We start from the raw sequence: 10,026 nt of genomic DNA on the forward strand, positions 1-10,026 counted from the left end.
TTCGCATCGTGGATACGCGGTCTTGTAGGAGCCGGGGGGACGCCTAGTTCTTGCCGGCGATGCAGGCGCCTCGGTCCCTGCAGGCTGTTATCGCTTCGCCAACCAGTAATCATGCAGCTCCCGCGCTGCCGGTTCGATTTCGCTGACGCGTTGCTGGTGTGCCTGCACATCCAGGTCGGCCGGGAGTTCGAAGTTGTCTTGTTCGGCGCACCAGGAGATTTTTTCCAGCAGTGCAGCCTGTTCTGCCGGCAGTTCCGGCCAGTTGCCGATGGCGGCGCCGCGGATGTAGCCAAAGCACCATTCCTCGGCGAGGGTCACGGGGTGGCCTTGGTGTTCGGTTTCGTCGAAGCGGGCTTTGAAACCGGCGGCGTCGGTCGCCAGTTGTGCGGCCAGGGTGTTGAGGTGGCGCACGCACAGTTCGAGGAAGCTTTGCGCTTCGTCCATGTTGTCCCATTCCGGGTTCTGGCCGCCCCAGATTGCGGGGAACCACTCAGCCACGTCTACCTGGGCCGGGCTGGAGACCAGCGCGGTGAAGTAGCCGTCGAGTTCGGCCAGGTTCAGCACCGAGTGGTCGTCACCGTACTTGAGCAGGGTGTTTTCGATGAATTCGAATTCGGCGGCAGTGAGGGGTTGGGCGTGCATGGGGCATATCCTTTAAACGTCGAGCGCCGCGAATGGAGCGGCTTAAAGCGCGAAGGATGGCGTGTGTGCGGGGTTTTATCCAGCCTTTTGCAGCGTTTTCACCCGCGTCGGTTGCACAGCTTGCTGACGCACATCGAGCCGACTACTGCCAGGATGATCGGCACCAGGAAGTCATGGTCGATGCGGGTGAATTCCGCCACCAGCACAATCGCGGTCAATGGCATGCTCATGCTGGCGGCCAGGAAGGCGGCGGCGCCGATGATTGCGAATGCGCCCAAGGGCACGCCGGGCCAAACCAGGCTCCAGGCGCCGCCGAGGAGGATGGCCAGTAAGGCGCCATTGGCCAGGCCGGGGGTGAGCAAGCCGCCTTCGGCGCCGGCGCGCAAGCTGCTGGTAGTGATCAGGACTTTGACCACCAGCAACAACGCGGCCAGGCCTATGGTCAGTTCATTGTCGAAACCCAGCTGCGCCGGGCCTTTGCCATTGCCGAGGATTTGCGGCAATACCATCGCCAGGCCGCCGATGATCGTGAAGTTGATCAATGACAGCACTGGCAGGCGCCAGCCCCTGGCCGCATTCGCCCGCGCCTTGCCGGTGAGCCGCGTGAAAGCGTACGCCGCCACGCCGAAGACCGGGCCGCAGACCACCGCCCAGGCGATCAGGGCAGGGTTCAATACGAAGTGCGGAACTGCATATTGCGATTCCGCACCCAGCCCGATCCACGCCACCGAGGCCGCAATCGCCGAGGTCGCCAGTGCAATCACCGCCGCCGGCCAACTGAATGCGCCCACCAGCACTTCCAGCACAAACACCGCACCACCCAAAGGCACGTTGTACACCGCCGCCAGGCCCGCGCCGGCGCCACAGGCGACGATCAGGCGATGCATCTGCGGGTCGAGTCGCGCCTGCTGGGATAACCAGGTGGCGACCAACGCGCCGACTTCCCGTGGCGCCACTTCACGCCCCAGGGGCGAACCCAGGGCCACGGTGATGATCTGCAGCACGGCGTGGGCGAGGGTGGTCTTGGGCGGCATGATCGGCATCTTTTCCGACACCGCTTGTTTGATGCTCACCAGCGGCCTGCCATAGCGATAAATCACCCACCAGCCCACTCCTGCGACCAGGCCGCACACAACCAGCACCAGCAAGCGCCGCTCGGGCGCCGCCGCCGTCACGCCCAACAGGAACGTTTCATGGCTGACCAGGCTGTCCAGGCTATAACCGTAGGCCAGGTGCTGAATGCCATGCAGCAGCAACGCCAGCAACATCCCGCCCAACCCCGCGCCGATGCCGGTGAACACGACCACCAGGGCGAGGATCAAGGATGAGCGAAACGGGGTCGGCATAGGCGGCTCCAGGCAATGGCCCTGATTGTATAGCCGATAAATCGACCGCCCTGGATGAAATGTATCGGCGCTGCATGAACCGCGCGGCCACAACATTCCATTACCTTTGCCCGTCCCGTTTTTGGCCGATGTGCCGTCACGTTCCCTTGTTATAGTTCGGGCCTTATCACTCGCCAGTCAGGGATCACTGCCATGTCCGAATACCAAGCTTTCGTCGTCGAACTCACCGGCAACGTTGCCCATGTGCAGATCAACCGCCCGGAAAAGATCAACGCGATGAACGCGGCGTTCTGGACCGAAATCATCGACATTTTCCAGTGGGTCGAAGACACCGACGCCGTGCGCGCCGTGGTGCTCAGCGGTGCCGGCAAGCATTTCTCCTCCGGTATCGACCTGATGATGCTGGCCTCGGTGGCCAATGAATTCGGCAAGGATGTGGGCCGCAATGCGCGCTTGCTGCGCCGCAAGATCCTGGAGCTGCAAGCCTCGTTCAATGCGGTCGACAACTGCCGCAAGCCGGTGTTGGCGGCGATCCAGGGTTACTGCATCGGCGGTGCCATCGACCTGATCAGCGCCTGCGATATGCGCTACGCCGCCGAAGGCGCGCAATTCTCCATCAAGGAAATCGACATTGGCATGGCCGCCGACGTCGGCACCCTGCAGCGCCTGCCGCGCATCATCGGCGATGGCATGCTGCGTGAACTGGCCTACACCGGCCGCCAGTTCGGCGCTGAAGAGGCGCGCAGCATCGGCCTGGTCAATCGCGTCTATCCCGATCAGGACAGCCTGTTGGCCGGGGTGATGGAGATTGCCCATGAAATCGCCGCCAAGTCGCCGATTGCGGTCACCGGCACCAAGGCCATGATCAGCTACATGCGTGACCATACAGTCAATGACGGCCTGGAATACGTTGCCACTTGGAACTCGGCTATGTTGCAATCCAACGACCTGCGCGTGGCCATCGCGGCCCATATGAGTAAGCAGAAACCCGAATTCGTGGATTGACTGACATGACCCCAGGCTGGATTACCACAACGCTGCTGGACAACGACACCCCCGGTGGCTGGGCCGTTGCCCGCAGCCGCGACGGCTTTTTGCATGACACCAACGGCCCGTTGTTCCCCCGGGAATGGCTCAAGCGCCAGGACCTGTCGGTGTTCGCCGAACACGGCATCGGCCACCTCGACGGCGAGCCGGTGTACCTGCTGGAACTCAATGCTTCTACTGAAGTGCCGGGTTGCAGCTGGCAGGGGCTGCGCGGCTTCATGCTGCAAGGCGACCACACGCTGTACAAAGTGCTGGGGTATGCAGCACAGATCGGCACCTGGGCGCGTGAACACCGGTTTTGTGGGAGTTGCGGCCAGGCCATGGTCCAGGTGCCACGCGAACGCGCGATGTTCTGCCAGGCGTGCGACCTGCGCAGCTACCCGCGTATCTCGCCGAGCATGATCGTGCTGGTGACCCGTGGCGACGAGATCCTGCTGGCGCGTTCGCCACGCTTTGTCACGGGGGTGTACAGCACGTTGGCGGGGTTTGCCGAGCCGGGCGAGTCGGCCGAAGACTGCCTGATCCGCGAGGTGCGCGAGGAAGTGCAGGTGGAGGTCAAGAACATCCAGTACATGGGCAGCCAGTGCTGGCCGTTCCCGCATTCGATGATGCTCGGCTTCCATGCCGAGTACGCTGGTGGTGATATCGTGCCTCAGGCCGACGAGATCGAAGACGCGCAGTGGTTCAATATCCACGACTTGCCGCCGTTGCCGGCGTCACGTTCGATTGCGCGTTACCTGATCGACCTGTATCTGGCCCGCCGACTAGGCCACGCTGAACCAGTGCTGCCAGGCTAGGCGCACGGTCAGGCCAAGGACCACGGTGATGAACACCGGGCGAATGAATTTGGCGCCGCCGCTGATCGCGCTGCGTGCGCCAAAGAATGCACCACACATCACCGACACGCCCATGGCCAGGCCGACGATCCAGTCCACCGAACCATTGATGATGAACACCGTCAGCGCCCCCGCGTTGCTGACGAAGTTCATGCTGCGCGCCACGCCGCTGGCTTTCACCAGGTCGATGGGGTGCAACAGCATTGTGCTCACGGTCCAGAACGCTCCCGTACCAGGGCCGGCCACACCATCGTAGAAGCCCAGGCCGAAGCCTTGGGTGGATTGCCATTTCTTCTTGATCGGTGCATCGGCGTCCACTGGCGCCTTGGGCGTGCCGCCGAACAACAGGTACACGCCGCAGGCGAACACGATCACCGGAAGCATCTTGTTCAGGGTTTCAGCGGGCAGGTAGTGGGCGACCACGGCGCCGGTCAGCGCACCGATCAGCGTGCCGACGATGGCATGCACCCACTGGCGCGGATGGAACAATTTGCGCCGGTAGAAGGTAAAGCTGGCAGTGGCCGAGCCGAAGGTAGAACTGAGCTTGTTGGTGCCCAGTACCAGGTGCGGCGGCATGCCGGCGGTGAGCAGGGCGGGGGTAGTGAGCAGGCCGCCGCCACCGGCGATGGCGTCGATGAAACCGGCGATAAAGGCGACAACGGCCAGGATTGCCAGGGTGGTGAGGTCTACGCTGAGTTCGAAGGGCATGGGCAGGGCTTTTCTGGCAGGGTGCGCAGCGAAGAGGCTGGGCGAAAGGCCGCTATCTTACTCGCCTGCTGCACGCAGATCCAAATGTAGGAGCCGGCTTGCCGGCGATGGCGTCTTTGAAATCGCCATCGCCGGCAAGCCGGCTCCTACAGTTTGATTGCGTCGAGTCCGTTATTTGTGGCTGCCCAGCCACTCCAACGCCGTCCGCCAGATACAAATCCCGAGGAAATACGCCGACATCACCGACCATAACCCAAACGTCCACGGGTTGGTGTTCGGGTAATCCATCACCATCAGGAAGCTGCACAGCAGCCAGATCGTGGTCACCGCGATGTTGATCGGCATAAATCGCTTCACCCGGAACGGGTGCAGGAATTTCATCGGCGTCACGGTCAGCAGGGCCAGGCCGATCACCGTCAGCAAGGTCACCCAGGCTTCCGGCTGGATGATGTAGACGCACAAGGCCACCACATTCCACGCGGCGGGGAAGCCGACGAAGTAGTTGTCCTTGCTCTTCATATTGACGTTGCAGAAGCAGAACAGCGATGACACCAGGATCACCGACACCGTGAAGAGATGGGTAAAGTCCGGCAGGTCGATGTAGCGATAGATAAACAGTGCGGGGATAAACACATAGGTGAGGTAATCGATCACCAGGTCGAGTACCGAGCCGTCGAAGCTCGGCAGTACCGTGCTCACATTCACCCGTCGCGCCAGTGAGCCATCAACCCCGTCCACCACTAACGCAAGGCCCAGCCACAGCAGGCAGGCCTTGGGTGAGTTTTCCAGCAGCGCCAGGGTGGCCAGGAAGGCCAATACCACACCGGTGGCGGTAAAGCCGTGGGCGCCCCAGGCTTTGAGTCTGGCTACATGCAGGGTCGATATCACGGGCGGTTCTCCAAAAGGTGAAACGGGGCAGCCGACGGCGTGACGCCGTCGAGTCTGGCCGGGGAATGCAGGTATCGACCGGGAAGGGGGTAAGAAGGTTCACCACCCCGGTGTATCACTTAGCGTAGCAAGCGTCAGCCGTTTCGGCATCAGCCCTGGCGGAACACCAGCGCCTTCAAGCCACTTTGTGGGTCGATATCCGGAAATTCCGGCGGGTTTTGCAGCCGCTCGACAAAACGCAGGCCCGGTGCCTCGCGGGTGACGCCGTCGATCAGGAAGTCTTCGCCGAAGGCCGGGTCGTTCATGCACGCCAGTACGGTGCCCTGTGGCGTGAGCAGATCCGGCAGGCGGCGCAGTACGCGCTGGTAGTCCTTGGTCAGCAGGAAGCTGCCTTTCTGGAATGACGGCGGATCAATGATCACTAAGTCGTAGGGGCCGTTGTTAGTAACCTTGGCCCAGGACTTGAACAGGTCGTGGCCCAGGAAGCTGACGTTGCTCAGGTCATGACCATTCAGGCGATGGTTGTCGCGACCCCGGCTCAGGGCGCCACGGGCCATGTCCAGGTTTACCACGTGTTCGGCGCCGCCTTCGATGGCGGCCACGGAAAACCCGCAGGTATAGGCAAACAGGTTGAGCACCCGCTGGCCCTTGGCCTGCTCACGCACCCAGTTGCGGCCGTAGCGCATGTCGAGGAACAGCCCGCTATTCTGTTTTTTACCCAGGTCGATCAGGTAGCGCAGGCCGCCTTCAGTAATGGTCAATTCGTCGACCGGGTTGCCCGACAGCCATTCGGTGGTGCTTTGCGGCAGGTAACGGTGTTGCAGGGCGATGGTGTAGGTGCCGAACTCGGTTTGCAGCAAGTGCTTCAAGGCTTCCAGCTGCGCAGCGTCCGGCTCCTTGAACAGCGCCACCAGCAGCACGCCTTGCAACCAGTCCACCGTCAGTTGCTCCAGGCCCGGCCAGCAACGGCCACGGCCGTGGAACAGGCGGCGGGTTTCAGCCGGTGGCGTCGCCAGGGCGGCGAGCAGGTGGGTGTGCAGGGTGGCGAGTGCGTCTGGGGTCATCATTAAACGTCGGTCGTTGAGCGGGCGGCATTTTAAACACAATTGCGGGCTATCGTCCTGCTTGAGCATAACGTGCTGGAAAAAACACGATTGGCAGTGATTCATGCTCAAAATTCAACGGCGCGCGCCTGATAACAGGCAAAAAATCCTCCCGCACCGACATAAACTGGAAAAAAAGCCCGGAGGTGCCCATGAACGGTTTCACGAATGCGGTGATGGATCAGCAAGAGTTGGATGAGTGGCGCGACGCCCTGGCGTCCCTGGTCAGCCATGCCGGCCCCGCGCGGGCGCGGCAGATCCTCGACCTGCTGGCGCAAGATGCCAGCGCTCCGCACATCGACTGGAAACCGCGCCACGGCACGCCCTACATCAATAGCATCAGCGTGGCGCAGCAACCAGCATTCCCCGGCGACCTGGCTACCGAAGAGCGTCTGGCCTCGCTGGTGCGCTGGAACGCCTTGGCCATGGTGGTGCGCGCCAACCAGGCCTACGGCGAGTTGGGCGGTCATATCGCCAGTTACGCCAGTGCGGCGGACTTGTTCGAAGTCGGCTTCAACCACTTTTTCCGCGCACGGAACGAGGGCTTCGGCGGCGACTTGGTGTTCTATCAGCCGCATTCCGCGCCAGGCATCTATGCACGAGCCTTTCTTGAAGGCCGTTTGAGCGAAAACGACCTGGCCCACTATCGCCAGGAAATAGGTGGGCCCAAGCAGGGCGCACGCGGCCTGTCCAGCTACCCGCACCCGTGGCTGATGCCGGACTTCTGGCAGTTCCCCACCGGTTCCATGGGCATCGGCCCGATCAGTTCGATTTTCCAGGCGCGCTTCATGCGCTACTTGCAGCACCGCAATTTGCAGGACACCACCGACCGCCACGTGTGGGGCGTCTTCGGCGACGGCGAAATGGACGAACCGGAAAGCATGTCGGCTCTGACCCTGGCCGCCCGCGAAGGCCTGGACAACCTGACCTGGGTGGTCAACTGCAACCTGCAACGCCTCGACGGCCCGGTGCGTGGCAACGGGCGCATCATCGATGAACTGGAGGCCTTGTTTGCCGGCGCCGGCTGGAACGTGATCAAGCTGGTGTGGGGATCGGACTGGGATGCGTTGTTGGCCAAGGACGCCGATGGTTCGCTGGTCAACACTTTGTCCAACACCGTCGACGGTCAATTCCAGACTTTCGCCGCGAAGGACGGGGCCTACAACCGCGAGCACTTCTTCGGCCAGAGTGAGTCCCTGGCCCGGCTGGTCGAGGGCATGAGCGATGAGCAGATCGACCGCCTCAAGCGTGGCGGCCACGACATGGTCAAGATCCATGCGGCCTACCACGCCGCGCGCGCAGTCAAAGGCAAACCCACGGTGATCCTGGCCCAGACCAAGAAGGGCTTTGGCATGGGCGAGGCCGGGCAGGGCAAGATGACCACCCACCAGCAGAAGAAATTGGACCGCGATGCGTTGATCGCCTTCCGCAATCGCTTCCAATTGCCGCTGACCGATGAACAGACCGAATCCCTGAGCTTTTTCAAACCGGCCGAGGACAGCCTGGAGTTGCGCTATCTGCACCAGCGTCGCTCGGCGTTGGGCGGCTACGTGCCCAGTCGCAGCCAGGTCGCCGCCCCGGTCAGCGTGCCGGCCGTATCGGGTTATGCCGCCTTCGCCACGGCGGCCGACGGCAAGGAAATGTCCACCACCATGGCCTTCGTGCGCATGTTGACCAACCTGCTCAAGGACAAGGCGCTGGGGCCGCGCATCGTGCCTATCGTGGCAGATGAAGCGCGCACGTTCGGCATGGCCAACCTGTTCAAGCAGATCGGCATTTATTCCAGTGTCGGCCAGCGCTACGAGCCGGAAGACATCGGCTCGATCCTCAGCTACCGCGAAGCCACCGACGGGCAGATCCTGGAGGAGGGCATCAGCGAAGCCAGCGCTATCAGTTCCTGGGTCGCGGCGGCCACCAGTTATTCGGTGCATGGCCTGCGCATGTTGCCGTTCTACATCTATTACTCGATGTTCGGCTTCCAGCGCGTTGGTGACCTGATCTGGGCTGCCGCCGACCAACGTGCCCGTGGCTTCCTGCTTGGCGCCACCGCCGGACGCACCACCCTGGGTGGCGAAGGCTTGCAGCATCAGGATGGCAGCAGCCACCTCACTGCGGCCACCGTGCCCAACTGCCGCGCCTATGACCCGGCGTTCGCCGGGGAATTCGCGGTGATCCTCGACCACGGCATGCGCCAGATGCTGGAACACGACGTGGACGAGTTCTACTACGTGACCCTGATGAACGAAAACTACCCGCAGCCGAGCCTGCCGGAAGGCGTTGAAGCGGCGATCATCAAGGGTATGTACCGCCTGCAAGGCACGACCAATGCCAAGGTGCGCCTGCTCGGGTCCGGCACGTTGGTACGCGAGGCGCAAGCGGCGGCACAGTTGCTGGCGGACGATTGGCAGGTGGAGAGCGAAGTGTTCAGCGTCACCAGTTTCAGCGAACTGGCGCGAGATGCGCGGGAGGTTGAACGCTGGAACCGCTTGCATCCGCAGGCCGTTGCGCGGGTCAGCCATGTGAAAGCGTGTTTGCCCAACGGCGCGCCGGTGATCGCGGTGTCCGACTATGTGCGGGCAGTGCCGCAGATGATTGGCGCTTACCTGGATTCCAGCTACACCGTGCTGGGGACGGACGGCTTTGGGCGCAGTGATACGCGGGCGGCGTTGCGAGATTTCTTTGAGGTGGACCGCCATCACATTGTGCTGGCGGCGCTGACGGCGTTGGTGAAGCAGGGGCATCTGGAGGCGCGGGTATGCCAGGAGGCGATTGAGCGTTATGACCTGCAGGCCGAACGCGCAGCCTCCTGGAATTGCTGAGTCAGAAACTGGCTATCAGTGGAGGCCCAAACGCCTCCCTGATAAACCCCGGGGCGATATACCGCTCGTAATGCGCCTCGGACAGCAGGAAAAACTCTCGGTCAATCGCATCCCGCAGATCCGCCAGGCTGCGCTCGCGAAACTCCGGCAGCAACGCCAGCCCATACGCGTCCAGCTTGGAAATCACCCGCGCACCCCGGGCAATCAGCTGATACGCCCAACAGTACGCCGACTGGTGCGGCATGAAGCGGATCTTGCGCGACTCAAGCTGCTGGCGCAGCAGGTGCGCATCAAACACCTCCAACTTGCTGGTCATAACCTGCACCAGCAATTGCTCCAGGCGCAGCCACACCGCCTGTTTCTCGTCGGCGTTATAGCCGTTCCACTGGATTACTTCGTGGTGATAACGCTTGCAGCCCCGGCAGACCAGATCCCCGTAAACGGTGGAGCACAGGCCGACGCAGGGGGTCTTGATGGTTTGATTGGGCATAAAAACTATTTAACGGGTATCAACACCAAACCTGTAGGAGCCGGCTTGCCGGCGATGGCGCCCGCATGATCGCCATCGCCGGCAAGCCGGCTCCTACACGTTAGTCCCAGCTCAGCGCGCCGCCGGTCTGGTACTCGATCACACGGG

9 protein-coding genes are annotated in these 10,026 nt (G+C 62.3%); 3 read left to right on the forward strand and 6 right to left on the reverse strand.

Annotated features, from left to right (window positions below; translation table 11 throughout):
- Positions 1 to 87: 87 nt before the first annotated feature.
- Both HX793_RS21470 and HX793_RS21475 read right to left on the reverse strand, forming a co-directional pair.
- Positions 88 to 642, reverse strand: a complete 555-nt coding sequence (locus HX793_RS21470) for a UPF0149 family protein (protein WP_177096211.1) — start codon at positions 640 to 642, stop codon at positions 88 to 90.
- A 98-nt stretch (positions 643 to 740) separates the two neighbouring features.
- On the reverse strand, positions 741 to 1,988 hold the full coding sequence (locus tag HX793_RS21475; RefSeq protein ID WP_177053938.1) for a chloride channel protein: 1,248 nt from the start codon (positions 1,986 to 1,988) through the stop codon (positions 741 to 743).
- 192 nt (positions 1,989 to 2,180) lie between these two features.
- On the opposite strand from HX793_RS21475, the gene HX793_RS21480 reads away from it, so the two are divergent.
- Together HX793_RS21480 and nudC are read left to right on the forward strand one after the other, a co-directional pair.
- A complete protein-coding gene (locus tag HX793_RS21480; RefSeq protein WP_016980319.1) occupies positions 2,181 to 2,993 on the forward strand; it encodes a crotonase/enoyl-CoA hydratase family protein in 813 nt (270 codons plus the stop codon).
- Between the two features lie 5 nt (positions 2,994 to 2,998).
- A complete protein-coding gene (gene nudC / locus HX793_RS21485; protein WP_177053937.1) occupies positions 2,999 to 3,832 on the forward strand; it encodes an NAD(+) diphosphatase in 834 nt (277 codons plus the stop codon).
- On the opposite strand, the gene HX793_RS21490 is transcribed toward nudC, so the two are convergent.
- The 3 genes from HX793_RS21490 to HX793_RS21500 form a co-directional block, all read right to left on the reverse strand.
- Positions 3,800 to 4,579, reverse strand: coding sequence for a TSUP family transporter (locus tag HX793_RS21490; RefSeq protein WP_016980317.1), 780 nt, complete (start codon positions 4,577 to 4,579; stop codon positions 3,800 to 3,802). The genes nudC and HX793_RS21490 overlap by 33 nt on opposite strands.
- A 171-nt stretch (positions 4,580 to 4,750) precedes the next feature.
- Positions 4,751 to 5,467, reverse strand: a complete 717-nt coding sequence (gene pcsA, locus HX793_RS21495) for a phosphatidylcholine synthase (protein WP_177053936.1) — start codon at positions 5,465 to 5,467, stop codon at positions 4,751 to 4,753.
- 149 nt (positions 5,468 to 5,616) lie between these two features.
- On the reverse strand, positions 5,617 to 6,531 hold the full coding sequence (locus HX793_RS21500) for a class I SAM-dependent methyltransferase (protein WP_177096241.1): 915 nt from the start codon (positions 6,529 to 6,531) through the stop codon (positions 5,617 to 5,619).
- Between the two features lie 191 nt (positions 6,532 to 6,722).
- Between HX793_RS21500 and mdeB the strand changes: the two genes are divergently transcribed.
- The gene (gene mdeB, locus HX793_RS21505; protein ID WP_177096209.1) at positions 6,723 to 9,389 is read left to right on the forward strand and encodes an alpha-ketoglutarate dehydrogenase; all 2,667 of its coding nucleotides are present in this window, start codon (positions 6,723 to 6,725) and stop codon (positions 9,387 to 9,389) included.
- A gap of 1 nt (position 9,390) precedes the next feature.
- Here the strand turns inward: mdeB and HX793_RS21510 are convergent, their stop codons facing one another.
- The gene (locus HX793_RS21510) at positions 9,391 to 9,879 is read right to left on the reverse strand and encodes a DUF1289 domain-containing protein (protein WP_177053934.1); all 489 of its coding nucleotides are present in this window, start codon (positions 9,877 to 9,879) and stop codon (positions 9,391 to 9,393) included.
- Positions 9,880 to 10,026 lie beyond the last annotated feature (147 nt).

The organism is Pseudomonas reactans (assembly GCF_013387025.1).
Taxonomy (GTDB): Bacteria; Pseudomonadota; Gammaproteobacteria; order Pseudomonadales; family Pseudomonadaceae; genus Aquipseudomonas; species Aquipseudomonas reactans.

Bases quoted from the DNA above. Each gene is read 5' to 3' on its own strand.
- HX793_RS21480 (WP_016980319.1), top strand. From the start codon at position 2,181: ATGTCCGAATACCAAGCTTTCGTCGTCGAACTCACCGGCAACGTTGCC.
- HX793_RS21510 (WP_177053934.1), bottom strand. From the start codon at position 9,879: ATGCCCAATCAAACCATCAAGACCCCCTGCGTCGGCCTGTGCTCCACC.
- nudC (WP_177053937.1), top strand. From the start codon at position 2,999: ATGACCCCAGGCTGGATTACCACAACGCTGCTGGACAACGACACCCCC.
- mdeB (WP_177096209.1), top strand. From the start codon at position 6,723: ATGAACGGTTTCACGAATGCGGTGATGGATCAGCAAGAGTTGGATGAG.
- HX793_RS21490 (WP_016980317.1), bottom strand. From the start codon at position 4,579: ATGCCCTTCGAACTCAGCGTAGACCTCACCACCCTGGCAATCCTGGCC.
- HX793_RS21475 (WP_177053938.1), bottom strand. From the start codon at position 1,988: ATGCCGACCCCGTTTCGCTCATCCTTGATCCTCGCCCTGGTGGTCGTG.
- HX793_RS21470 (WP_177096211.1), bottom strand. From the start codon at position 642: ATGCACGCCCAACCCCTCACTGCCGCCGAATTCGAATTCATCGAAAAC.
- HX793_RS21500 (WP_177096241.1), bottom strand. From the start codon at position 6,531: ATGACCCCAGACGCACTCGCCACCCTGCACACCCACCTGCTCGCCGCC.